Raw genomic sequence first — 23,343 nt, forward strand, 5'->3', positions numbered from 1 at the left:
CGATGAATCTGCCGATTGGCGAATTGGCGCGGCGAACTGGCGTGAAAGTGCCGACGATCCGCTTCTACGAACAGATCGGCCTGATCGCCGCACCGCCGCGCACCGAGGGCAATCAGCGCCGCTATGGCAAGACCGAGATCGACCGGCTGAACTTCATCCGCCATGCGCGCGAATTGGGCTTCGAGGTCGACCACATCCGCGAATTGCTTGTAATGTCGCAGGAACCGCAGGCTTCCTGCCACCAGGCCGACAGCATCGCCCAATCGCATCTGCTGGAGGTCGACCGGCGCATCGAGAAGCTCAAGCGGCTGCGCGAGGAGCTTGCCCGCATGATCGACGAGTGCGGCCATGGCCGCATCTGCGACTGCCGCATCATCGAGGTTCTGGCCGATCACGGCCACTGCGCGGCCGATCATGTGGCCTGATTGAGACAGGCGCGAGACGGCTGTTGGAAGTGCTGCGTTCGGGCCGTATTTCATTTGATATTCCGGCCCTCTGCGGGCTAGGGATAGCCCACCTCGAATCCCGAAATCCGCAAGCGGGAAGCGCCGATGGAAGCCCGACACGACCATAGCCACGGCGCCGACGCCGCTGACGCTGTCCGCGCCGAAATCTATGGCGATGACGGGGTGATACTCGCGCCGTTCCTGGCTCATATCGGGGCGGCGATCGCCGACCGCGATACGCTGACGCTGAAGCGCGACGTCGCAGGGCTGCACCAATCCGAACTCGGTGACCTGCTGGAAGCACTGCTGCCGGAACAACGGCTGGCGCTGGTCGAGCTGATGGGCTCGGACTTCGACTTTTCGGCGCTGACCGAGGTCGACGAGGCGATTCGCCTCGACATCGTCGACAATTTGCCCAACGAACAGATCGCCCAGGCCGTCCAGGAGCTCGATTCCGACGATGCGGTCTATATTCTCGAGGATCTCGACACCGAGGATCAGGACGAGATCCTGGCGCAGCTGCCGTTCACCGAACGCATCCGGCTGCGCCGTTCGCTCGACTATCCCGAGGAATCGGCCGGCCGGCGCATGCAGACCGAGTTCGTCGCCGTGCCGCCTTTCTGGAGCATAGGCCAGACGATCGACTATCTGCGCGACGACAAGGACCTGCCTGACCGCTTCAGCCAGGTCTTCGTCATCGACCCGACCTTCAAGCTGCTCGGCGCTGTCGACCTCGACCAGATCCTGCGCACCAAGCGCGCAGTCAAGATCGAAGAGGTGATGCACGAGACGCGCCATGCAATTCCTGCAACGATGGACCAGGAAGAGGCGGCGCGCGAATTCGAGCAATACGATCTGCTTTCCGCTGCCGTCGTCGATGAGAACGAGCGTCTTGTCGGCGTGCTGACCATCGACGATGTCGTCGACGTCATCCAGCAGGAGGCCGAGGAAGATCTGCTGCGCATGGGCGGTGTCGGCGACGAAGAGCTGTCCGACACGGTGGCGGCGACGTCGCGTTCGCGCGTGCCCTGGCTGCTGGTCAATCTCGGCACCGCTTTCATCTCGGCATCCGTCATCAGCCAGTTCGGCGCGACGATCGAGGAAATGGTTGCACTGGCGGCGCTAATGCCAATCGTCGCCTCGCTCGGCGGCAATGCCGGAACGCAGACGATGACGGTGACGGTGCGCGCACTCGCGACCCGCGACCTCGACATCTACAATGCCGGCCGCGTCATTCGCCGCGAGGTGATGGTCGGTCTGCTCAACGGCGCGGTCATCGCGACCATCCTCGGCCTCGTTGCCGGCCTGTGGTTCCACAATCCGGACCTCGGCTTTGTCATTGCTGCGGCGATGATCCTCAACATGCTGGCGGCGGCACTCGGCGGAATCCTCATTCCGCTGCTGCTCGACAAATTCGGCGCCGATCCGGCGATCTCGTCATCGATCTTCACGACGATGATCACTGACGTCATCGGCTTCCTGGCCTTCCTCAGTCTCGCCACCTGGTGGCTGCATCTCGGAGCCGCTCCGGGATAGTTGTGCTCGATTGACTTTTACGTAAATCGCGTGCCAGACTCTGCGAGGGATCGGTGACGGTTCCTCGGCTTGCGCAGATCAGTCGCGCGGCATGATCGCCTCGGCTAGTGCCCGGCATGAATTTGAGGCGGGGCGATAGCGTCCGCCGGGTGGAGAGACGATGCGGGAATATTACTCGATTACCGAACTGACCCGGGAATTCGACATTTCGACGCGCACGCTGCGCTTCTACGAGGACGAGGGCCTGGTCCAGCCCGTCCGCCGTGGCCGCACCCGCCTGTTCAGACCATCCGACCGGCATCTCATTCGCCAGATCATGCGCGGCAAAAGGCTCGGCTTCTCGATCAACGAGATCCGCGAGATCATCCAGATGTACCGCGAGCCGCCCGGCGAAGTCGGTCAACTCAAGCTGATGATCAAGCGCATCGAGGAGAAGCGCGAGGACCTGCGCCAGAAGCGCCGCGACCTCGAGGAGACGCTGGCCGAGCTCGACCAGGCCGAGGAATCCTGCGTCGAGCGGCTGGTCGAACTCGGCGTCAACACCTGACGCCCGATCCGGTCACGCTCTGCGGGCGGCAGCCCGGACTCGCCTACGGCATTGTGGTATGGTCAACTACCCCTCGGGAGTAGCTCCAATGTCCATGCTCGTCAGGACGGTTCGCGACTGGCCGGTCGTGAGCTTCGTAATGCTGGCATTCGCGATCACCTGGATAGGTTTTATTCCGTTCTATCGGGCAGGCGGCGAAGACATCGCCTGGTTCACTTTCGGCCCGTTTGTCGCTGCCATCGTCATTTCGGCTGTCCTGGGCGGCTGGCCAAGGGTACGTGCCCTGCTTGCCTCGGTTGTTAAGTGGCGTGTGCCTCCGGTGTGGTACCTGGTGGCGATCGGCATGCCGCTGGCGGTGCAACTGCTTGCGATCTGGCTCAATCCGATGTTCGGCTCGGCCCCGCCAGACTGGGCGAATGTGCCGGCCGTCACGGAAATCGCCGTCATGGTCGCGTTGCTCATGGTTTTCAGCGGTCCGCTTGGCGAGGAGCCGGGATGGCGGGGCTTTGCACTGCCCTTGCTTCTCGGCGAGCGCGGAGCGCTGAATGCCAGTCTGGTGCTCGGGCTGATCTGGGCGGCCTGGCACCTGCCGCTGGTGCTGCTGAACGACTACAGCATTTCCAGCGCGCTCAATGTCATGGCGGCAGCGGTGGTGTTCACATGGCTGTACCAGAACTCGGCCGGAAGCGTGCTGCCGGCGATCCTGATGCATGCATCTCACCAGAACAGCGTCCGCTATCTCGGCCGCGTGTTTGAAGGCGGCGATGCGGCCCAGCATCAATGGATCGGCTTGATCTTATGGCTGGTGTTCGCGCTGGCGATCGTCGCCGTCTATGGGACGAGCAGTTTTCTCCGAAGGCAAGCGACCGCCGTCGCCGGTTAGATCCAGCGCCGGACCTTCTTCGCGTAATCGATGTATTTCTTGCCGAAACGTGCCTGCAGGTGCTTTTCCTCCGGTACGATGGCGAGCTTTTGCGTGGCAAAGGCGGCAATGAGGGCCAGCGCCAGGAACCAGACATTTGCGGTGATCAGCCCGATGGCGATCATCAGCAGCGTATTGGCGAAATAGATCGGGTTGCGGGTGAAAGAGAAGGCGCCCGACGTGACCAGATGCTCGGACGGCCTGTCGGGGCGGATGGTGGTCTTGGCCCGCTTCAGCGTCTGCATGGCCGAATAATAGATCGCAACAACGCCGGCAACCGCCAGCCAGCCGGCGGCAAAAAGCAAGTCCGACAGCGGTTCGGTGATCCACGGCAAGGGATAGAGCAGTCCGAGCACCGCCGCCACCACGATTGCTGCGAGGTAGAGGATCGGCGGCCATGGCACCTTGCTGGGGGCGGCGTTGGGATTGGTCACTGCGCTCCTCCTGGTATCGTCTGATTTTCGGTGCTGGTCGTGCACATGGCGGCGGTCTGCCCGACATGGGCATTCAACTTCGGGCTCTGGTCGGAGGCATAGAGCCGATCGAACGAATCATCCTTCTGCAACTCGTCGAGCATGCAGACACAGTAGCGAGAGCAGAAATCGGTGTCGCGGCTCTGCTCGCAGGAAAGCTGGCAGGATTTCAGGAAAGTGACCTCGCGGGTTTCGACCGAGGCCGGGAAGAGCTGGGCGAAGAGCCAGACCAGCGAGATCATCACCGGCTGGTGAATGAGGTAGAAGGCAAGGCTGTGGCGACCAAAGAAGGAGAGGGGGCGCGACCAGGCGCCGGGCTGAAGCCGCGCCATCCTTTCGATCAGGCCTGCCCTGAGCGCCAGTCCGGCGACGCCGATGCCAGCCAGCACTGCGCCGAAGAAGGGGAACAGCGGGACGAAATCGTTGGAGCGCGGGTTGGCGGTGGAAAGGCCGATCCAGACCAGGGCCGGGTGATTGAACGCCTCCGAGCGCAGATAGTGGGGTGCTACGATCACCAGAGCAGCGGCGATCAGCGTCAGCACCGGCGGGACGCGCAGGAAGGCGAGGCCAAGCACGCTGGCGAGCGCGATATGATGCAGGATGCCGAAGAAGATGAAGGTGTCGGGCGTGGCGAACCAGGTGGCGACGGTGATCGCTAGTGCCGCCGCTGTCACCATGGCGAGCCGCCTGAAATAGCCGGGCCAGCGGATGCCCTTGGCATGTGCCAGCACCAGGCTGACGCCGACGAGGAACAGGAAGCTCGAGGCGATGCAGCGCGCGAACAGCTTCCAGTTGCCATAGGCGGTCATGCCCGGATCGGCATAACCGAAGAATTCGAGGTCCCAGGCGAAGTGGTAGATCGCCATGGCGATCAGGGCTACGCCGCGGGCGATGTCGATGACCGATACGCGCCGAGAAGGTGCTTTGATCTGGTCGGGGTCCGGTTGCATCGTCATATTGTTCGCTTCTGCGTTTTCGGGTGTTGCAGCGCCCATGCAGCACTATCATGGTTGAAGCGGGGCGGAAGAGAGCAGAACTGTCTGTCGTGCACAGGGTTAAGCAATTGATGGGGCGGGCATGAGCGGACGAAAGATGGCGCTGACCGAGGAGCTGGTGGCGCGTTGCCATCGCGAGGTCGCTGACACGGGCCCCGACCCCGATGCGATGCATCTCGACGATGCCGACTATGAGGTGATGATCGACGAGACGCTTGCCGCGCGTCCCGGCAATGGACCGTTGTGGCTGTTTGCCTATGGATCGCTGATCTGGAAACCCGAGGTGGAGCACACCGACGAAAGGGTGGCGCTGGCGCGCGGCTGGCACCGTTCGTTCTGCATCAACATGACCCGCTGGCGCGCCACAAAGGCTGAGCCTGGACTGATGATGGGCATGGATCGCGGCGGCCAGTGCAAGGGCGTGGCGCTCAGGCTGACGGACGGCGACCGCCGCGAGCAGCTGGACAGGCTGTTTCGCCGCGAGATGACGCTGAAACCCTCCACCTACAAGCCGCGCTGGCTGAAGCTCGCCACCGATGAAGGTCCGTTGACCGCGCTCGCCTTCGTCATCAACCGCAAAGGCCACGCCTATGCCGGCGCGCTGGGCGAGGACGCGGTGGCGGAGCGACTGGCGACGACCTGCGGCCATTGGGGTTCGGCTGCGGACTATCTCTATAATGTGGTCAGCAACCTCGAGCAGCGGGCGATCCACGACCGGCATCTGTGGCGGCTCCAGCATCTGGTGGCCGAGCGAATCGTGGCCCGCGGATGATCGCCGGAACGCCGCTTTCGAGCGCGGCGGCGTCGGAATTTGGTTTGCCGCCCAAGCCATTTGTTTCTATAGTTGCGGCGTCGTCGGTTCCGTTACGGAATCAAGAGGGAATGCGGTAAGGGCCATTTGAAGGTCCAAAGCCGTGGCTGCCCCCGCAACTGTATGCGGTTAGCTCTCCCCAAATGCCACTGAAGCTTGCTTCGGGAAGGCGGGGAAGGGTGCCGATCCGCAAGCCAGGAGACCTGCCGGCGACAGGCACTTATCTCTGTGCCCTCGGGTGGAGGGCGAAAGGACTTGTGATGAACACTGTTTCTGCTCTCGGCACCGACGTCTCTTCGCAGTCGCGTAGCATGCAGCTGGCGCTTGCCGCGCTGCTCGGCCTTTTCGTTGTTGGCTTCCTCGGGTTCTCGCATATGGACGTGGTGCACAACGCTGCCCACGACTATCGCCACTCGATGGCTTTCCCCTGCCACTAACCAAGGCGATCCAACAATGTCCATCTTCAGAAACGTCGTGTTCATCGCGGCGATCAGCGGGCTATTGGCCGGCGTGGTCCTTGCCGCACTCCAGACCTATGCAACCGTCCCGCTGATCCTCAAGGCGGAGACCTATGAGAACGCCGGCGGTGGCCATGAGCACGCCGCGGCACCAGTTGCCGGCACTGAGGCGACCGCCCCTGCGGCCGGCGCCGAAACCACGGCGGCACAGACTGCGGCGCCAGCCGAAGAAGAAGCCTGGGCTCCGGCCGACGGCGCTGAACGTTTTGCCTATTCGGCGCTCGCCAATATCGTCAGCGGCATCGCTTTCGGCCTGATCCTGGTCGCCGTTTCCGAGTTTGCGGGTGGCATCGCCAACTGGCGCCAAGGGGTGTTCTGGGGCTTTGCCGGCTTTGCCGTGTTTACCCTGGCTCCCGGTCTTGGCCTGCCGCCGGAGCTGCCGGCGATGCCGGCCGCCGATCTTGGCGCACGCCAGATCTGGTGGACGCTGACCGTCGTCGCCACCGCGGGGGGTCTCGCGCTGATCGCCTTCAAGCAGTCGCTGCCGCTGGCGATACTCGGCGTCGCGCTGATCGTTGCGCCGCACATCGTCGGTGCACCGCAACCGGAAAGCCACGAGTCGCCGATTCCGGCAGACCTGCACCACAGCTTCGTCGTCGCCGTCACCATCACCAATCTGGTGTTCTGGGTCGTGCTGGGTGCGGTGGCGGGCTACGTGCGCAACCGCTTCATGAGCGAGCCGGCGCCGTCGCTGAACAGCCGCCTTGCCTGAGAAGCTGACCCTCCTGCTCGGCGGCGCGCGCTCCGGCAAGAGCGCGCATGCCGAGCAGCTCATCACCCATTTTTCTGCGCCGTGGACCTATGTTGCCACGGCGCAGGCTTATGACGACGAGATGCGTGAGCGCATTTCGATCCATCTGGGACGCCGTGGCGAGGGCTGGCGGACGCTCGACGCGCCGCTGGATCTGGTCGGCGCGCTCGCCAGCCTGCCCGATGGCGCGCCTGTTCTGGTCGACTGCCTGACGCTTTGGCTTACCAATCATCTGCTGGCCGATCATGACGTCGAGGCCGAATGTGCGGCGCTCGTCGAGGCACTGTCGCGTCCGCGCGGGCCGTGGTTCGTGGTCTCCAACGAGGTCGGGCTCGGCATCGTGCCCGACAATGCACTGGCCCGCCGTTTTCGTGACGATGCCGGCAGGCTCAATCAGAAGGTGGCGACCGTGGCCGAAGAGGTGCTGTTTCTTGTCGCCGGCCTGCCGATGAAGGTGAAATGATGAAGACGATCGACGAGCAGGAAGCCGAACGCCACCGCGCCAAGATGGCCAAGCGCAAGGCGGTTCAGGATGCCGAGGTCGCCGGCAAGACCATCGTCGAGAAGGGGCTGCTGATCGTCAACACGGGTCCCGGCAAGGGCAAGTCGACCGCGGCATTCGGTCTGGCGCTGCGCATGCTGGGTTATGGCCAGCGGGTTGGCGTCGTGCAGTTCATCAAGGGCGCCTGGCATTCGGGCGAGCAGGACGCATTCGCCGCCTTCGGTGACCGCGCCGTCTGGCACACGATGGGCGAGGGCTTTACCTGGGAGACGCAGGACATCAAGCGCGACATCGCCGCCGCCGAAGCAGCCTGGGCAAAGGCGCAGGAACTGCTGGCCGACCCGACAATTTCGCTTGTCGTGCTCGACGAGCTCAATATCGCACTGCGCTATGACTATCTCGATCTGGAGGCGGTGGTCGCGACGCTGCAGAACCGTCGCGAGGGCCTGCATGTCGTGGTCACCGGCCGCAACGCCAAGCCGGCGCTGGTCGAGGCTGCCGACCTTGTCACCGAGATGGGCGCGACCAAGCATCACTTCTCGGCCGGCGTGAAGGCTCAGAAGGGAATCGAGTTCTAGCGCTGCTGTGTCAGAGCCAGATGGCGAAGCCGATCAGGCCGATGGCGCCGACCAGGATGGCGTCGGCGGTCCAGTAGAGGCGGAGCGCTGCGCGGATATCCCGGGCATTGGCGTCCCGGCGGCCGCCCGCGCCCATGAAGGCGTCCTCGACCAAAACGCCGCCATAGGCGCGAGGGCCGGCAAGGGCGAGGCCGAGCGCGCCGGCCATGGCGGCCTCGGGCCAGCCGGCATTGGGTGAACGATGTTTTTGGGCGTCGCGCCAGACGGCCTCCCAGGCCGCCTTCGGGTCGGCGCCGGGCACGAGGGAGGCGGCGAGCACGATGGCAAGCGCGGTCAGGCGCGAGGCCGGCAGGTTGATGAGGTCGTCGAAACGGGCGGCGGCCCAGCCGAAGGCTTCGTGGCGGTTGGTGCGGTGGCCGATCATCGAATCGGCGGTGTTGGCCGCCTTGTAGGCGGCACCTCCAGCGAAACCTGAGATGGCGAGCCAGAAGGCAGGTGCGGTGATGCCGTCGGAGAAGTTTTCGGCCAGGCTCTCGATTGCGGCACGGCTGACGCCTGCTTCGTCGAGACGCTCGGGGTCGCGGCCGACGATTTGCGACACGGCCTTGCGACCGGCAATGATACCGCCGCTGTCGAGCGCGTCGGCGACCGCCTTCACATGGCTGCCGAGGCTGCGCTGGGCGACGAGGCTGGAAGCGGCGATGGCGGTCAAGAGCATGCCGAGGGGCAGCAAACCGAACAGCCGCTCCAGGGCGAAGGCGATTGTGGCGGGCAGTGTGACGATGACGACGAGGGCGGCGACACCCCAGATGCGGCGCTGAGCGTCGGTATCGGTGGCTCGGTTGAGGCTGATGTCGAGAAAGGATATCAGCTTGCCGATCCAGATGACCGGATGACCGATCTTGCGCACAAGCCGGTCCGGATAGCCGAGACCGAGTTCAACCAGAAGCGACAGGAAGGCGAGCGGAAAAGACATGACGCTTCTTGCAGGACGTAGGACAGGGACCGTGGACCACGGCGGCAGCCTGGAACGGGCGAGGGCGCTGTTTCCGGGAGCGCCCGAGCCATTCGTCGACCTGTCGACCGGGATCAATCCAAACTCCTATCCGCTTTTCGAGCTGCCTGCCACAGCCTTGTCGCGCCTGCCCGAGCCGGGCCGGGCGCGCGACCTCGCAGCGGTTGCCGCCACTGCTTACGGTGCGCCCTCGGCCGCCCATGTGGTGCCGGCGCCGGGCACGCAGATTCTATTGCCGCGCATCGCCTCGCTGGTGCGGCCCGGCCGCGCCTTCGTGCTCGGGCCGACCTATCAGGAACACGCCCGCGCCGCTGCGATCGCCGGTCATCAGGTGGCCGAGACCCGCGATTTCGGGCAGCTTTTCGACGCCGACCTCGCCGTCGTGGTCAATCCGAACAACCCTGACGGCCGTGTCGTGCAGCGCAAGGACCTGCTTGAACTGGCCGCCAGCCTGCGCGCCCGCGGTGGGCTTCTGGTCGTCGACGAGGCGTTCATGGACGTCGGCCCGCAGGCGCAGAGCCTTGCCGGCGACGTCGAACAGAGTGGCCTCGTGGTGCTGCGCTCCTTCGGCAAGTTCTACGGGCTGGCCGGCATCCGTCTCGGCTTTGCACTGGCCCACCCCGATATCGCCGGTCGACTGGAGGAAGAGCTCGGGCCCTGGTCGGTGGCCGTACCGTCGCTCGAGTATGGCATCAAGGCACTGTCGGATGCTGACTGGCAGCGTGAGATGCGGACGACGCTGGCGCATGCCGCGCATCGTCTCGACCAGGCCTTTGCCCGCGCTGGCGTGATCGTCACCGGTGGCACGTCGCTGTTCCGCCATGTCGACATTTCCGACGCTGCCGGGCTGTTCAAGGCACTGGGGCGCGAGGGTATCCTGGTGCGCGGTTTCGCCGATCGACCGACCCAGTTGCGCTGCGGCCTGCCGGGCCACGAAGTCGAGTGGCGGCGGCTTGACGTGGCCCTGGGTGACTGGGCGCAGGACCGGGAAGCGGCGAATAAGGAGGCTGCGCGGTGATCTTTGTCTGCCCGCTTTCGAAGGTCGACGAGACAGTTGCGCGCATCGGGGCCGAGCGGCTTGTCTCATTGCTTTCGGCCGGAATGGAAATGACGCGGCCAGTGTCGATCCGCGCCGAGAACCACCTTTTGATGAACATGCACGACATCGCGATCGAGCAGGACGGCATGACGCTGCCCGGCGAGGCGCATGTGCGACAATTGCTCGATTTCGCCCGCGCCTGGGACCGCTTGCGGCCGCTGGCGATCAATTGCTGGGCCGGTGTAAGCCGCTCGACGGCCTCGGCCTACATTATCGCTGCGGCGCTCGACCCGTCGCGCGACGAAGCAGAACTTGCTGCGCTGATACGCAAGCTTTCGCCGACGGCGACGCCCAATCCGCGGCTGATCGCGGTGGCAGACCACGTTCTGGGACGCAACGGGCGCATGGTGACGGCGATTGCCGCCATCGGTCGTGGCGCCGATTGTTTCGAGGGCGTGCCGTTCGGGCTGGAGGTCTAGGGCGGCCAGGGTTCAGCTTGGCTGGTCGTGCGTCCTTCAAGGCCCGCCCGCCGATGGGCTGTGCACAACAGCGCGACCGTACGGGCTCACACCTCAGGATGAGGCCGGTCGTGCGACCGTTCACTCCGTTCAGCCGCTATCCTCGATCGGCGAGCCTTGAAGGACGCATCATCTCTACGCCAGCCATTCCGCCAACTTCGCCTTGCGGATGTCCTGCAGCAGGCGAACGAATCCCTTGGCTTGATGCGTGGCCGTCAGCCGCCCCTTCTCGGCGGTGGCGGCGAGCGCATTGCCGACCACGCCATGTGGGTTGAGATCGCTTGATATCCACGAGAAGCCGTGTGGGCCATGTGAGCGCAGCAGGTCGAACTCGGCCTCAGTGCGCTCGAAGCTGGAGGCAAAGTCCTGGGCCCTTGCCATCTCGACCAGCTCGGGACGGAAATGCAGCATCAGCGAAGTCTCGACATCGCCGCCATGAATGCCGAGCTGGATCTCGCGAGGAAGGTAGAGGCCGTCGGGCGTGCCGAAGCGGCCCCAGCTCGAGCGCACCGACAGGGCGTCGAAGCGCACCCGCAGTTCGCGCGAGGCGATGCCCATCACCTCCTCATTGCCGCCATGCGAAGTGACGAACACGAACTTGCGGATGCCCGCGCGGGCGATCGAGGCGCCGAGTTCGGTCCAGGCGTCGACCAGCATATTGGCGGGCAGGCTGAGCGTGCCGGGTGCCTGCATATGCTCGTCGGACTTGCCGACTGCCTGGATCGGCAGGAAGCGGGCGTCGAGGTCGTCGGGCAGATGGGCGAAGGTCTCGGCCAGCATGCCTTCCATGATCGAAAGGTCGGTCGAGACGGGCAGATGCGGGCCGTGTTGCTCGATGGCCGCGACAGGGATGACGGCGATGGTCATTTCCGGATCGAGACCGGCGAAATCGGCCGCCTTGAAGTCGCCCCACCAGACGCGTCGCTGCTTTTTCGTCACTGCCCGGCCTCGCCGCATGAATTCCCTCCGTCTGAATATGTCAGCGCGGGCGATTTTGTAAGGGGCGGCTACATGCGCACGCGCTCGGCCTTGGGATCGTACATCGGCTTCAGCGAGGCTTCGGCGGTAAAACGTTTGCCGGCGATCTCGATCTCGTAGCGCGAACCGAGCACGTCTGCCTCGGGCTCGTTAGCGCAGGGGACATAACCGAGCCCGATGGCGCCGCCGAGATAATGGCCGTAATTGCCCGAGGTGATCGTGCCGACGATCTTGCCGTTGCGGACGATGGCCTCGTTGTGGAACAGCAGCGGCTCGGGGTCGGTCAGCCGGAACTGGACCAACCGGCGGGCAAGACCCGCCTCGCGCTTGCGCAGCACCGCGTCGCGGCCGATGAAGTCGCCCTTGCCGGTCTTGACCGCAAAGCCGAGTCCGGCCTCCAGAACATGATCCTCGTCGGTGATGTCATGGCCGAAATGCCGAAAAGCCTTCTCGATGCGGCAGGAATCGAGCGCGTGGAGGCCGCACAGCTTCAGCCCAAGATCGGCACCGGCTTCCTCGATGACCTCGAATACATGCGCCGCCTGGTCGGTCGGAATATAGAGCTCCCAACCGAGTTCGCCGACATAGGTGACGCGATGGGCGCGGCCAAGGCCCATGCCGATCTCGATCTCCTGCCAGGTTCCGAACGGATTATTGTCGTTGGAGAAATCATTGGGGCTGACTTTTTCGATCAGCTCCCGCGAATTCGGTCCCATCAGGCAGAGCACCGATCCTGCCGGAGTTACGTCGGTGATGACGACGAATTCGTCGCGAAGATGCCTCCGCAGCCAGGCGAGGTCGCGGCGAAGCGTGGCGCCGGGCACGACGGCCAGGAAGACCGTCGGTGAAAGCCGTGTGACCGTCAAGTCGCTTTCGATGCCGCCGCGCTGGTTGAGCATCTGGGTGTAGACGATCCGCCCGGGCTCGACATCCATGTCGTTGGCGCAGAGGCGCTGCAGATAGGCCAGCGCATCACGGCCCTCGATCTTGATTTTGCCGAAGGAAGTCATGTCGAACAGGCCGACGCCGTTGCGGACTGCCAGGTGTTCGTCGCGCTGGTTGTCGAACCAGTTCTGCCGCTTCCAGGAATATCTGTATTCGCGCACCTGGCCTTCGCGCGCAAACCAGTTGGCGCGCTCCCAGCCGGCGACTTCGCCGAACACCGCTCCGCGCGCCTTCAGGTGCTCATGCAGGGGCGAGCGCCTGATGTCCCGCGATGTCGCCATCTGGCGATAGGGGAAATGGTCGGCATAAAGCAGGCCCAGCGTCTCCGAGACGCGCTCCTTGAGATAACGCCGGTTCTTCTGGAATGGCTGGGCGCGGCGGATGTCGACCTCCCAGAGGTCGAACGGCGCTTCGCCGTCATGGATCCACTGCGCCAGCGCCATGCCGGCACCGCCAGATGAGACGATGCCGATGGAATTGTAGCCGGCGGCGACCCAGTAGCCGCCCAGCTCCGGCGCCTCGCCGAGATAATAGCGGTCGTCGGGGGTGAAGCTCTCGGGCCCATTGAAGAAGGTGTGGATGCCGGCGGTTTCCAGCATCGGCATGCGGTTGACGCCCATTTCGAGGATCGGGGCGAAATGATCCATGTCCTCGGGCAACTGGTCGAAGCAGAAATCCTCGCGGATGCCGTCCATGCCCCAGGGCTTGGCCACCGGCTCGAACGCGCCGAGCATCATCTTGCCGGCGTCTTCCTTGTAGTAGGCGCATTCGTCGGGCACGCGCAGCACCGGCAGGCGGCCGAGGCCGGGAATGGCTTCGGTGACGAGGTAGAAATGCTCGCAGGCATGCAGCGGGATGCTGACACCGTTCTTGGCGCCCAGCTCGCGCGCCCACATGCCGGCGCAGTTGACGACGATGTCGGTCTCGATGGTTCCCTGTTCGTCGCCTTGCGCCCATGACACGCCGGAAACACGGCCATTCTTCGTAAGGACCTTCGTGACCTTGACGTTCTCGATGATCCTTGCACCACGCTGCCGTGCGCCCTTGGCCAAGGCCATCGCGATGTTGGCCGGGTCGCACTGGCCGTCGAGCGGCAGATGCACGGCACCGACAACGTCGGAGACATTGAGATGCGGATACATCTCCTTGACTTCTCCAGGCGAAATCTCGCGCACGTCGACATTGAAGGCGCGGGCGAGCGAAGCCTGGCGGTAGATCTCGTGCTTGCGCTCCTCGGTCAGCGCGACGGTGATCGAGCCGACCTGGCGCATGCCGGTGGCGACGCCGGTCTCTTCCTCGAGCCTGACGTAGAGGTCGGCCGAATACTTCGCCAGCCGGGTCATGTTCTGCGACGCGCGCAACTGTCCGATCAACCCCGCCGCGTGCCATGTCGTCCCTGAGGTGAGCTGCTTGCGCTCCAGAAGCACGATATCGGTCCAGCCGAGCTTCGCCAGATGATAGGCGACGGAGCAGCCGGACACACCGCCGCCAATGATGACGGCGCGGGCACGGGTGGGGATTTCGGTCATGCGGCAGACCTCTCGTAGCTGTTGGCGAAGCGCCTCAGGCGGCCGGCGGCCTCCCTCAGCACGTCGTCGGGCTGGCACAGACTGATGCGGATGTGACCTGCGGCGGCGTCGCCGAAGCTCTTGCCAGGCATGACGGCGACCTTCTCGGCTTCGAGCAGATCCCAGGCGAATTTCTCGCAGTCGGGTTCGATGGCGCTGACGTCGAGCATGACATACATGCCGCCTTCGGAGCCGCGTACGGTGACGTTGTTCAGTCCACGCATCTGGTCGACGAACAGGCTGCGGCGGCCGGCATAGGTGGTCGCGATCCATTCAACGCCGAAATCGTTTTCCAGCGCTTCGATCGCTGCGCGGCTGACGAAGTCGGTCAGGCCGTAGGTGGTGACGAGGTTGAGGTTGATGACCAGCGAGACGAGGTCGGCTGGGGCGGTGAGCCAGCCGATGCGCCAGCCGGTCATGCCGTGGCTTTTGGACATCGAGTTGATGATGAGCGTGCGCTCGGCCATGCCGGGAAGGGCCCGGGGCGACACATGCTCGCCGCCGCCGAGCGTCCAATAGACCTCGTCGGAGAGCAGCCAGAGGTCGCGTCGGATGCAAAGCTCGGCGATGTCCTCCAGGCATTTCCTGCTATAGACGGCACCGGTCGGGTTGTTCGGCGTGTTGATGAGGATCGAGCGCGTGTTGGGCTTCAGCGCCGTCTCGATCTCTTGGGCACGCGGCTGGAAGCCATCCGATGCGTGCGCCTCGACGACGGTGTAGCCGGCGCCGGCGGCGCGGAAGGTGCCGGGGTAGGTGGCGTAATAGGGCGCCACGACCACGGCGTGGTCGCCCGGATCATGCGTTGCCTGGACCGCGGCGTAGAGAGCGGCCTGGCCGCCCGGCGTGGCGATGATTTCGGAGAGTGCGGTGTCGACGCCGCTGCAGCGCGTGGAGATCCTGGCCATGGCAGCACGCAGGCGCGGCAGGCCGGGCAGTTGTGTGTAGTGGTGGTAGCCGGCGCGTACTGCGTCGACACAGGCCTCGACCGTCTCCGACGGCGTATCGAAATCGTGGTCGCCGACCGACAGCATGATGATGTCTTCGCCGGCCTGCTTGCGTGTCATGGCGGCGAAATGCACTTCCCAGCCGTCCTTGCCTGATGGGACGATTCCGGAGATGCGGGCGGATGGTTTCGGCATCTCAGGCTCCTGCATCCTGCAAGGCCGCCAGACGGGCGAGTGTCAGCCTGCTCGTGCCGTCGAGCCGGGGCGTCAGCGCGCCATAGCCAGTAACCGAAGGATGCGGGGTGCCGCCGGCATGGTTGTGGGTGGCGGTGATGACCAGCACCTGCGCGCCAGCGGCTTCCGCCGCGCGAATGCCTGCCGGCGCATCCTCGAACACCAGGCAATCTTCCGGCCTGTGGCCGAGCCGCTCAGCACCGAGCAGGAAGCAGTCGGGCGCAGGCTTGCCGTTGGCGACATCCTCGCCGGTGACCATGATCGGCGGGACAGGCAGGCCCGCGGCCTCCAGCCGGCGCAGTGCCAGCCGGCGCGGTGCCGACGTCACGATCGCCCAGCGCTCGACAGGCAGTGCATTGAGGAAGTTCGCTGCACCATGGATCGATGCGATGCCGTCGACGTCGTCGAACTCGGCCTGGGTCAGAGCCTCGACTTCCGCCATGACGTCGACGCCGGGCAGGTTCAGCCTGCGGATGGTCTCATAGGCCCGAACGCCATGGATGGTCGGCAGGAAGCTCTCGACGTCGAGGCCGTGCTTGATTGCCCATGCGCTCCAGACGCGTTCAGTCGAGGCGATCGAGCTCAGGATGGTGCCGTCCATGTCGAACATGAAGGCGCCGAAGGCGCGACCGGAATGGGGAAGGGACATTATGAGCGTAGCCTTTCGTTTTCGGGATCCCACAAGGGCTTGTCCTCTTGGACCGTGGCGCTGAAGCGCTCCCCGAAAATCTCGACTTCGATGGTAACGCCCGGCACGGCCAGATCGGTTCGCAGCATGCCCAGCGCGATCGATTTGTCTACCCTGTGGCCCCATCCTCCTGACGTGGTCTCACCGACAATTGTTCCATTGTGCCAGAGCGTCGACATGTAGGGCGCGTCGCATTCGCCCGGCGTGTCGATGACAAGCGTGACGAAACGTTTCTTTGTGCCCTGCTGCTTCTCGTTGAGCAGCGCCGTCTTGCCGCGAAAGTCGGCCTTGTCCCATTTGACGAAACGCCCGAGCCCGCCCTGCAGGATGGTGTAGTCGGTCGAAAGATCGCCTTTCCAGGCGCGGTAACCCTTTTCCAACCGCAGCGCGTCGAGCGCGAACATTCCGAAGGGTTTTAGCCCGTGCTTCTGGCCGGCGGCCCAGAGAGCGTCGAACACGGTCGCCGTGTCGGCGACCTTTGTGTGGATCTCCCAGCCGAGCTCACCGGCAAATGAAACGCGCACCAGCTTGGCCCAGCGCCCGGCGATGGTCGTCTCCTGATGCGTCAGCCAAGGGGCCGCGAGGTCCGCCTCGCAGACCTCGACCAGGATTTTCCTGGAGTTGGGGCCAGCGAGGATCTGGGTCGAATACTCCTCGGTGCGGTCTATCAGCTCGAAGGTGGCGCCGGCAGGCATGTGCGCTTTCAGCCACTCGAAATCGTGCCACTGGGCAACCGCTGCGGTTATCAGCGTCATCAGGTCGTCGGAATGGCGGACAACCGACATCTCGGTGACGATGCGGCCGTGATCGTCGGCGAAATAGCACAACCCGATGCGGCCGACCTTGGGCACGGTACCGGTGACCTGCGTCTCGAGCCACGCGGCGGCACCCGGCCCGTCGAGATTGAAGCGGCTGAATCCGGGCAGGTCGAGGATGCCGGCGGCATCGCGGACGGCGAGGCATTCCTCGCGGATGCGTTGTTCCCAGGGGCCGGAGCGGGCGAAGGTCTGGGTCGAGCCTTCCGAGGTGTCGTCGCCGGGCTTGGCATACCAGGTGGCGCGTTCCCAGCCATTGTAGGCGTTGAACTGCGCGCCCAGCGCCGCGACCCGGTCGTGGATCGGCGAGAGCTTGCGGTTCCGCGCCGCGGGCCAGGCGTGCCTGGGGAAATGGATGGCGTATTCATGGCCGTAGACTTCAACACCCTTGGCGACCGCATAGTCGGGTGCGGCGGCGAACGAGGTGAAGCGGCGCGGATCGCAGGACCACATGTCCCACTCTGTTTCGCCCTGGGTGACCCATTCGGCCAGCACCTTGCCGGCGCCGCCCGCCTGGGCGATGCCGAAGGTGAAGACGCAGGCCTCGAAGGCGTTGGGCACGCCGGGCATCGGGCCGATCAGCGGGTTGCCGTCGGGGGCGTAGGGGATCGGGCCGTTGATGATCTTGGACAAGCCGGCCGTGCCCAGGATGGGCACGCGGCGGACGGCGTCGTCGAGATACCATTCCAGTCGCTCGAGATCGTCAGGGTAGAGCTGGAAGGAGAAATCCGCCGGCATCTGGTCGTCCGGCGTTGCCCAATGGGCGCGGCAGTTGCGCTCATAGGGGCCGAGGTTCATGCCGTTCTTCTCCTGGCGGAGATAGTAGGAGCTATCGACGTCGCGCAGCAGCGGAAGCTTGTGGCCGGTTTCGCGCGACCATGCCGCGAGCTCGGGGATTTCGTCGAACAGGATGTATTGGTGGCTCATCACCATCATCGGCACCTCGCGGCCGAACATTCTTCCGACCTCGGCGGCGCGATAGCCCGCAGCGTTGACCACCTTCTCGCAGCGGATGTCGCCCTTTTCGGTCGAAACGACCCATTCGTCTCCTTCGCGGCGGACCGAAATGACAGGGCAGAAGCGGACGATCTTTGCGCCCATGTCGCGCGCACCCTTGGCCAGCGCCTGGGTCAACTGCGCCGGGTCGATGTCGCCGTCACTGGGATCATAGAGCGCGCCCTTGAGCTCATGCGTCTCGATGAAGGGATAGCGGCGTCTGATCTCGTCTGTGCCAATGACGTCGATATCCATGCCCTGGTAGCGGCCCATGCCCTTGGCGCGCTGGAACTCCTGCATGCGCTGCCTGGTGTGGGCGAGACGGATCGAGCCGGTGACGTGATAGTTCATCGGGTAGTCGACTTCTGCCGCCAGCCCGCGATAGAGCTCGGTCGAATAGCGCTGCATGTTCATCAGCGACCAGGACGACGAGAAGGTCGGCACATTGCCGGCGGCATGCCAGGTCGAGCCGGAGGTCAGCTCGTTCTTTTCGAGCAGCACACAATCGGTCCAGCCTGATTTGACGAGGTGATAGAGCGACGAGACGCCGACCGCGCCTCCGCCGATGATCACCACGCGGGCCGTGCTCGGCAACTCAGCCATCTTTTCCTCCCAGAAACGCAATCAGTAAACCGGCGGCGATACGACCCAGATGACGACCGCCGGAACCGAACCGGGGTTGCGCCAACGGAACGGCTTGTGGTCGAAACGGAAGCTGTCGCCTTCGCTGAGGCTGTGCCAGGTGCCGTCGATCTCTATGTCGAAGCCGCCGGAGACGACATAGCCGGCCTCTTCGGTCGGGCGGGTCACGGGCTTGGCCATGCCGGCGCCTGGCGCGAAGATCGAACGCAGCATCTCGAAGCTGCCGCCAAGGTCAGGCGACAGCAGCTCTTCGACCAGGCCGGATTCGTTGCTGCCCAGCGAACGCCGCCTGCCGGAGCGGACAACGACGCCGCGCTCGATCTCGCTGGTGGCCTCATGGCCGAAGAACAGGCTGATCGGCACGCCGAACAGTTCGGCGAAAGCGCGGAGGTCGCCGATCGACGGTGTCGACAGCCCGCGCTCCACCTGACTCACCCAGCCGACCGAGCGGCCCAGCTTGAGCGCGATCTCGGCCAGCGTCAGCCCGCGCGACTTGCGCAGCGCGCGCAGGTCGTTGGCCAGCACATCGCCGGCGACGTTGCCTTCCTTGAGCAGCGACGCGGTGGAACTCAAAATGCGGCCCTCGTGAAATTTCAAAGCAGAATTTCATGAGATGGCATTGCGGTGAAAAATTCAAGCGTATTTTCATAGTCCAGCAAGTTTCTCTTGCGAGACTCCGGGAGAGAGTGCAAAGGCTCGGTTTCGGACGGGCGGTGAGGGGCGATCCGACAATAGCCATGCCATAGGGACAGCTGATGCTGGCACCGGACCAACAGCCGCAGCAATACGACGAGACTGATATCGTTGACGAGGCCATCGTGTCGCGCCGCTCGGTGCGCGCTTTCCTGCCGACGCCGGTCGAAGACAGCGTCATCAGAGACATCCTCGACGTTGCCGCACGTGCGCCCTCGGGCACCAACATGCAGCCATGGAAGGTCTATGTGACCTCGGGCAAGACGTTGCGCGGCATCAGCGAAGCCATCCTGAATTCCGGCGTGCGTGCCGAAAAGGCCGTCTGGGACGAATACAAATATTACCCGGACCAGTTTTTCGAGCCCTATCTCGGCCGCCGCCGTGCCAACGGCTTCGGGCTCTACAGCACGCTCGGCATCGGCCGCCGCGATGTCGACCGCATGCGCGCCCAGCATGACCGCAACTTCGTCTTCTTCGACGCGCCTGTCGGCATGATCTTCACCATCGACCGCAGGCTCAACCAGGGTTCGTGGATCGATTACGGCATGTTCCTGCAGAACATCATGATCGCGGCGCGGGCGAGGGGACTGCACACCTGTCCGCAGGCGGCGTTCGCGCCCTATCACCGCCAGATCCGGCCGGTCCTCGGCATCCCCGAGGAAGAGGTCGTGGTCTGCGGTATGGCGCTGGGTCACGAAGACACGTCGAAGCCGGAAAGCACCTTCCGCACCGACCGCGCGCCCCTCGACGAGTGGGTGCAGTTCCTGAAATAGCTCAGGCCGGGGAATGCCGGCGCCGCGCGCAGCGCCGGCCAAGACCCGTCAGATGGACGGTCCCGTCGTCCTCAGGTCGAGATTGGTCGGGCGCGGGAGATGTTTTCGGCCCCTTGTCGTCGGGCTCACCTTTGTGTCGACGGCCTCGACGCGGAACGACTGCGCCGAAATGCGACCATATCCCTGCAGCAGCAAGCCATAGTGGATGCTCGAGGCTTCAGCCGGCACGTCGAGCACGACACTGCGCTCGAGCCAGCCGGTGGAGCCCCTCAGTGCGCCGTCGACTTCCCGCGTCATCATGTTGTCGAACTGGAGGACCTTGCCCTCCGATTTGTCGACGCGCATCCAAATGGATCCGGCGTCGGCGTCGTCAGCCTTCAACGTCGCCGACAGCCTGATGCGACCACCGCGATAGTCGTCGGCCTGGATGCTCTGCATCAGCACGCCATAGTGGTCTTCGCGCAGCACGATGCCACCCTGGCGATGAAAGCGGCATTCGATGATGGCCGTTGCGGGCTGGGTGGGGTCGAGGCCGATGCGGTAGTTGGTCCGCTCTGTGTTGCCGGTGACAAACCAGCCCTCGGGAAGTGGGAGCGCGTCGTCACCCGTGGCAGCGGCGATGCGGGCAGCAAGCGTGTTCCAGTCGGCAAGGCCGAACTGCCGCGCAACGACTTCGAGACAATCGGCGTGGGACAATTCGACATGACGTTCGGCCATGGTCTTGCGCAGTGCCTTGGCCATCAGTTTGGCGTCGAGAAAAGAATGCATGGTTCGATCCTTGGCTCGGGCGAACTTTTGGAAAGTGCCAGTGCTCGCATTCTGGCGGATCGCCCGTGCAAAAGGTCAAACCGCGTTTATCGTCGTGCATTCACCTTCCCGGAAGGGGCGAGCGGCAGGCTGCACGGGCCATCGACGACATGACGCGATTCCGGCTCGAACTGTCAATCTTGCGGACAGGCCGATCAGGCTCGGCCGGCCTTTTGCCCGGCGAGATAGCGGCGCAGGCCGGCTTCGCCGCGCGGCGTGGTCCAGCGATGGTTCCAGGCGAAGGCGGGGCGCAGCAGCGGCGACAGCAGCCGCAGGATCGGGCGCTCGACGATGACCTGCCATGTGAGCGCGACATGGGTGCCCTTGCCGGATGGCGTCAGAACCGCCCGCCAATGGCCATCGAAGTCGCCCGATGTTTTCACCGCGACGATCTTGCCAGGCTCCAGTTCGACGGCTTCGAGGATGAAGTTCAGTTCGTAGGGCAGGAAACCTCGGGCGCGTGCGCGAAGTCTGGCACCCACAGAGGGTTTGTCGTGCGCGGTCAGTTTTTCAACGTCCTTGTAGACGTCGCCCCACCACAGTGGCAGCAGCGTCGCGTCGGCGAGCACGGCCCACACCTCTTCAGGCGGAGCTTCAGGGATTTCCCAGGCCTCATCGAAGCGGAACGCGTTGCTGGCCATGCCACTTCCCGACAGCGAGAGCGCCCGACTTTCGGGCGGTGTGATCCTAGTTGATCAGCCCCGGCTCCGCCATGGCGGGCCGTCAGCTTTCGAACAGGCCCGAGATCGTCTCGCGCAGCCACTGATGCGCGGCGTCGCCGTCGCGGCGTTTGTGCCAGACCTGCTCGAATGCGAAGGACGGTATGGCAAATGGCGGTTCGAACGCGGTGAGGCCGCTTGCTGCCGGCACTGCCGGGTGCAGGCGCCGTGCGATGGTGAGCACCAGATCGGTTCCCGCGATCAGCCCGGGGGCGACGCCCCAATGCGGCAGCACCAGTGCGATGCGCCGTTTGTGCCCGGCGGCGGCCAATGCCAGGTCGATCTCGCTTTCGACGTCGGCGCGAAGTGCTACGAGCGCGTGTGGCCGCTGGAGATAGGCGGGAAGATCCATTCCAGCTGCGCTCCCCAACGAAGTGGCGTCGGCCAGGCAGGCATAGTCCTCCTCGAACAGCCGCTGCCGCCGGACGGCCTTGTCTAGCGCATGGAAAACGCCGATCGCGATGTCGACCTCGCCGTCCATGACCTGTGCCGCCATGGCTTCGCGGCCGGCCTGACTGACCTGGAGATCGATGCCTGGCGCGCGCTGGCGCAAAAGCGGCAGCAGGCGCGGCAAAACGACGGTAGCGCCATAGTCGGACATTGCCAGGCGGAAGCTGCGGCGTGCCGTTGCCGGGTCGAAGCCGCTCGGCTCGAGCAGGTCCTGCATGCGCTCCAGCGCTTCGGCCAGCCGGGGGGCGATCTCCAGGGCGCGCATGGTCGGCTGAAGCGCGCCGCCATGCCGGACCAGCAGCGGATCGTCGAGCAGATGGCGGAGGCGGCCGAGCGCGTGGCTGACGGCAGGCTGGCTCCTGTTCAGTCGGATGGCGGCGCGCGAGACATGGCGCTCGGCGAGGAGTGCGTCGAGCACGACGAGGAGGTTGAGGTCGATGCCAGTAAGATTATTCATGCTGTGCATATTGCGGCTATGAAATGCGAATTTCCATCAGAATTTCGGATGCCTTAAGCCTTGGAAAACAAGGAGACATGTCATGCCGAACCTAGGTTCATCCCTGCTCGCGGCAGCACTGGCCGCCGGCGCCGCCATCCCGTTCCAGGCCGGCGCCAACGCAATGCTCGGGCGCCTTCTAGGCCATCCGCTCTGGGCGACCATGGTCTCGCTGGCCGTCAGTGTTGCCCTGGCCGTGCCTGTGATGGTGGCGTTCAAGGTCCCGGTGCCCAGCTTTGCGACCGCCGCAACCACTGGGCCCTGGTGGATCTGGATTGGCGGCGCCGCGGGCGTGGTTTATGTCACGGCGGCGCTGCTGCTGGCACCGAAGATGGGAGCAGCGAGCTTCATCGTAGCCGTCATCGGCGGGCAGATGATGGCCTCGCTCGTCATCGACCATTTCGGGTTGATGGGCTTTGTTCAGCGTCCGGCCAGCTTCGCCCGGATTGCCGGTCTCGTGTTGATCGTCGTCGGGCTGACCGTCACCCAGTGGGCAAGTGCGGCGAAGGCAGGCTAGGTTCGGCTCAGGGAGAAAATCCATGAAACAGAACGTCATACTGCGTGTGGCGCGGCCAACCAACGATCTCGAGGCAACGCTTCGCTTTTATCGCGATGGGCTCGGACTGGACGAACTCGCCCGCTTCGAAGACCATGATGGGTTCGACGGTGTGATGCTCGGCAAGGCTGGCGAAGCGCATCATTTCGAGTTCACCCATGCCCATGGCCATGACGCCGGCAGGGCGCCGACGCAGGACAATCTCGTCGTGTTCTATCTGCCCGACACAGACGACTGGCATGCGGCGATCGCACGCATGAAGGCGCATGGCCATCAGCCGGTGCCGTCGTTTAATCCTTACTGGGATCGGCGGGGCGTGACCTTCGAGGACGGTGACGGTTACCGTGTCGTGCTGCAGAATGCGGGCTGGGGGCTATGACTGCCGCCC

The 23,343-nt window shown here is 64.5% G+C and carries 26 protein-coding genes and 1 riboswitch; of the genes, 14 read left to right on the plus strand and 12 right to left on the minus strand.

All coding sequences use genetic code 11. The features are described from left to right. The first annotated feature begins 2 nt into the window (after positions 1–2). The 4 genes from N7E70_RS13955 to N7E70_RS13970 all read left to right on the plus strand — a co-directional run bounded on the left by N7E70_RS13955 (position 3) and on the right by N7E70_RS13970 (position 3,412). Positions 3–425 (plus strand): MerR family transcriptional regulator, encoded by a 423-nt coding sequence (locus N7E70_RS13955; RefSeq protein WP_263006697.1) that lies wholly within the window; start codon positions 3–5, stop codon positions 423–425. Positions 426–551: 126 nt separating this feature from the next. Further along, positions 552–1,982 carry a magnesium transporter gene (gene mgtE, locus N7E70_RS13960; RefSeq protein WP_263006698.1) on the plus strand — a complete coding sequence of 477 codons (1,431 nt, stop codon included), beginning with the start codon at positions 552–554 and terminating at the stop codon, positions 1,980–1,982. Positions 1,983–2,142: 160 nt separating this feature from the next. Then, a complete protein-coding gene (locus tag N7E70_RS13965) occupies positions 2,143–2,529 on the plus strand; it encodes a MerR family transcriptional regulator (protein ID WP_055969316.1) in 387 nt (128 codons plus the stop codon). Between the two features lie 88 nt (positions 2,530–2,617). Further along, positions 2,618–3,412, plus strand: a complete 795-nt coding sequence (locus tag N7E70_RS13970; protein WP_263006699.1) for a CPBP family intramembrane glutamic endopeptidase — start codon at positions 2,618–2,620, stop codon at positions 3,410–3,412. On the opposite strand, the gene N7E70_RS13975 is transcribed toward N7E70_RS13970, so the two are convergent. Both N7E70_RS13975 and N7E70_RS13980 read right to left on the minus strand, forming a co-directional pair. Further along, complete coding sequence (locus N7E70_RS13975) at positions 3,409–3,885, minus strand: methyltransferase family protein (RefSeq protein WP_067960808.1); 477 nt, start codon at positions 3,883–3,885, stop codon at positions 3,409–3,411. The genes N7E70_RS13970 and N7E70_RS13975 overlap by 4 nt on opposite strands. Then, a complete protein-coding gene (locus N7E70_RS13980; protein WP_263006700.1) occupies positions 3,882–4,880 on the minus strand; it encodes a DUF1624 domain-containing protein in 999 nt (332 codons plus the stop codon). Before N7E70_RS13980 ends, N7E70_RS13975 begins: the two co-directional genes overlap by 4 nt. A gap of 121 nt (positions 4,881–5,001) precedes the next feature. Here N7E70_RS13980 and N7E70_RS13985 point away from each other — a divergent pair, with 121 nt between their 5' ends. The 5 genes from N7E70_RS13985 to cobO all read left to right on the plus strand — a co-directional run bounded on the left by N7E70_RS13985 (position 5,002) and on the right by cobO (position 8,079). After that, entirely contained in the window at positions 5,002–5,691 is a 690-nt protein-coding gene (locus tag N7E70_RS13985; RefSeq protein WP_263006701.1) for a gamma-glutamylcyclotransferase, read from the plus strand. A gap of 67 nt (positions 5,692–5,758) precedes the next feature. After that, a riboswitch (cobalamin riboswitch) is annotated at positions 5,759–5,955 on the plus strand. Between the two features lie 35 nt (positions 5,956–5,990). Continuing rightward, positions 5,991–6,167, plus strand: a complete 177-nt coding sequence (locus tag N7E70_RS13990) for a CbtB domain-containing protein (protein WP_067960811.1) — start codon at positions 5,991–5,993, stop codon at positions 6,165–6,167. Between the two features lie 16 nt (positions 6,168–6,183). Next, positions 6,184–6,960 (plus strand): CbtA family protein, encoded by a 777-nt coding sequence (locus N7E70_RS13995; protein ID WP_263006702.1) that lies wholly within the window; start codon positions 6,184–6,186, stop codon positions 6,958–6,960. Next, the gene (gene cobU, locus N7E70_RS14000; RefSeq protein ID WP_263006703.1) at positions 6,953–7,462 is read left to right on the plus strand and encodes a bifunctional adenosylcobinamide kinase/adenosylcobinamide-phosphate guanylyltransferase; all 510 of its coding nucleotides are present in this window, start codon (positions 6,953–6,955) and stop codon (positions 7,460–7,462) included. Before N7E70_RS13995 ends, cobU begins: the two co-directional genes overlap by 8 nt. Beyond that, positions 7,462–8,079: a cob(I)yrinic acid a,c-diamide adenosyltransferase gene (gene cobO, locus N7E70_RS14005; protein ID WP_067960818.1), complete on the plus strand. Its 618-nt coding sequence runs from the start codon at positions 7,462–7,464 to the stop codon at positions 8,077–8,079. The genes cobU and cobO overlap by 1 nt, the downstream gene beginning before the upstream one ends. A 10-nt stretch (positions 8,080–8,089) precedes the next feature. Here the strand turns inward: cobO and cbiB are convergent, their stop codons facing one another. After that, positions 8,090–9,055 carry an adenosylcobinamide-phosphate synthase CbiB gene (gene cbiB, locus N7E70_RS14010; RefSeq protein WP_182573469.1) on the minus strand — a complete coding sequence of 322 codons (966 nt, stop codon included), beginning with the start codon at positions 9,053–9,055 and terminating at the stop codon, positions 8,090–8,092. On the opposite strand from cbiB, the gene cobD reads away from it, so the two are divergent. Both cobD and N7E70_RS14020 read left to right on the plus strand, forming a co-directional pair. Next, a complete protein-coding gene (gene cobD, locus N7E70_RS14015) occupies positions 9,054–10,112 on the plus strand; it encodes a threonine-phosphate decarboxylase CobD (RefSeq protein ID WP_263006704.1) in 1,059 nt (352 codons plus the stop codon). The genes cbiB and cobD overlap by 2 nt on opposite strands. Next, positions 10,109–10,612 (plus strand): tyrosine phosphatase family protein, encoded by a 504-nt coding sequence (locus N7E70_RS14020; protein WP_263006705.1) that lies wholly within the window; start codon positions 10,109–10,111, stop codon positions 10,610–10,612. Before cobD ends, N7E70_RS14020 begins: the two co-directional genes overlap by 4 nt. Before the next feature lie 174 nt (positions 10,613–10,786). Here the strand turns inward: N7E70_RS14020 and N7E70_RS14025 are convergent, their stop codons facing one another. From N7E70_RS14025 to N7E70_RS14050, 6 genes are all read right to left on the minus strand, one after another. Continuing rightward, positions 10,787–11,590 carry a creatininase family protein gene (locus N7E70_RS14025; protein ID WP_263006706.1) on the minus strand — a complete coding sequence of 268 codons (804 nt, stop codon included), beginning with the start codon at positions 11,588–11,590 and terminating at the stop codon, positions 10,787–10,789. Between the two features lie 68 nt (positions 11,591–11,658). Continuing rightward, positions 11,659–14,103 (minus strand): GcvT family protein, encoded by a 2,445-nt coding sequence (locus tag N7E70_RS14030; protein WP_263006707.1) that lies wholly within the window; start codon positions 14,101–14,103, stop codon positions 11,659–11,661. Beyond that, a complete protein-coding gene (locus N7E70_RS14035; RefSeq protein ID WP_067966362.1) occupies positions 14,100–15,281 on the minus strand; it encodes a pyridoxal phosphate-dependent aminotransferase in 1,182 nt (393 codons plus the stop codon). Before N7E70_RS14035 ends, N7E70_RS14030 begins: the two co-directional genes overlap by 4 nt. Position 15,282: 1 nt before the next feature. Next, positions 15,283–15,972: an HAD-IA family hydrolase gene (locus N7E70_RS14040; RefSeq protein ID WP_371746563.1), complete on the minus strand. Its 690-nt coding sequence runs from the start codon at positions 15,970–15,972 to the stop codon at positions 15,283–15,285. After that, a complete protein-coding gene (locus N7E70_RS14045) occupies positions 15,969–18,422 on the minus strand; it encodes a GcvT family protein (protein WP_263006708.1) in 2,454 nt (817 codons plus the stop codon). Before N7E70_RS14045 ends, N7E70_RS14040 begins: the two co-directional genes overlap by 4 nt. 21 nt (positions 18,423–18,443) lie before the next feature. Further along, positions 18,444–19,034: a helix-turn-helix domain-containing protein gene (locus N7E70_RS14050; RefSeq protein ID WP_263006709.1), complete on the minus strand. Its 591-nt coding sequence runs from the start codon at positions 19,032–19,034 to the stop codon at positions 18,444–18,446. 182 nt (positions 19,035–19,216) lie between these two features. On the opposite strand from N7E70_RS14050, the gene N7E70_RS14055 reads away from it, so the two are divergent. Further along, complete coding sequence (locus N7E70_RS14055) at positions 19,217–19,927, plus strand: nitroreductase (protein WP_263006710.1); 711 nt, start codon at positions 19,217–19,219, stop codon at positions 19,925–19,927. A 48-nt stretch (positions 19,928–19,975) separates the two neighbouring features. On the opposite strand, the gene N7E70_RS14060 is transcribed toward N7E70_RS14055, so the two are convergent. The 3 genes from N7E70_RS14060 to N7E70_RS14070 all read right to left on the minus strand — a co-directional run bounded on the left by N7E70_RS14060 (position 19,976) and on the right by N7E70_RS14070 (position 22,360). Further along, complete coding sequence (locus tag N7E70_RS14060; RefSeq protein WP_263006711.1) at positions 19,976–20,695, minus strand: glyoxalase superfamily protein; 720 nt, start codon at positions 20,693–20,695, stop codon at positions 19,976–19,978. Between the two features lie 194 nt (positions 20,696–20,889). Next, positions 20,890–21,375, minus strand: a complete 486-nt coding sequence (locus tag N7E70_RS14065) for an SRPBCC family protein (protein WP_263006712.1) — start codon at positions 21,373–21,375, stop codon at positions 20,890–20,892. A gap of 82 nt (positions 21,376–21,457) precedes the next feature. Beyond that, complete coding sequence (locus N7E70_RS14070; RefSeq protein ID WP_263006713.1) at positions 21,458–22,360, minus strand: LysR substrate-binding domain-containing protein; 903 nt, start codon at positions 22,358–22,360, stop codon at positions 21,458–21,460. An 82-nt stretch (positions 22,361–22,442) separates the two neighbouring features. Here N7E70_RS14070 and N7E70_RS14075 point away from each other — a divergent pair, with 82 nt between their 5' ends. After that, positions 22,443–22,916, plus strand: a complete 474-nt coding sequence (locus tag N7E70_RS14075) for a DMT family transporter (RefSeq protein WP_263006714.1) — start codon at positions 22,443–22,445, stop codon at positions 22,914–22,916. A 22-nt stretch (positions 22,917–22,938) separates the two neighbouring features. Then, positions 22,939–23,334 (plus strand): VOC family protein, encoded by a 396-nt coding sequence (locus N7E70_RS14080; RefSeq protein WP_263006715.1) that lies wholly within the window; start codon positions 22,939–22,941, stop codon positions 23,332–23,334. The last annotated feature ends 9 nt before the right edge of the window (positions 23,335–23,343 follow it).

The organism is Aminobacter sp. NyZ550 (genome assembly GCF_025628925.2).
Taxonomy (GTDB): Bacteria; Pseudomonadota; Alphaproteobacteria; order Rhizobiales; family Rhizobiaceae; genus Aminobacter; species Aminobacter ciceronei.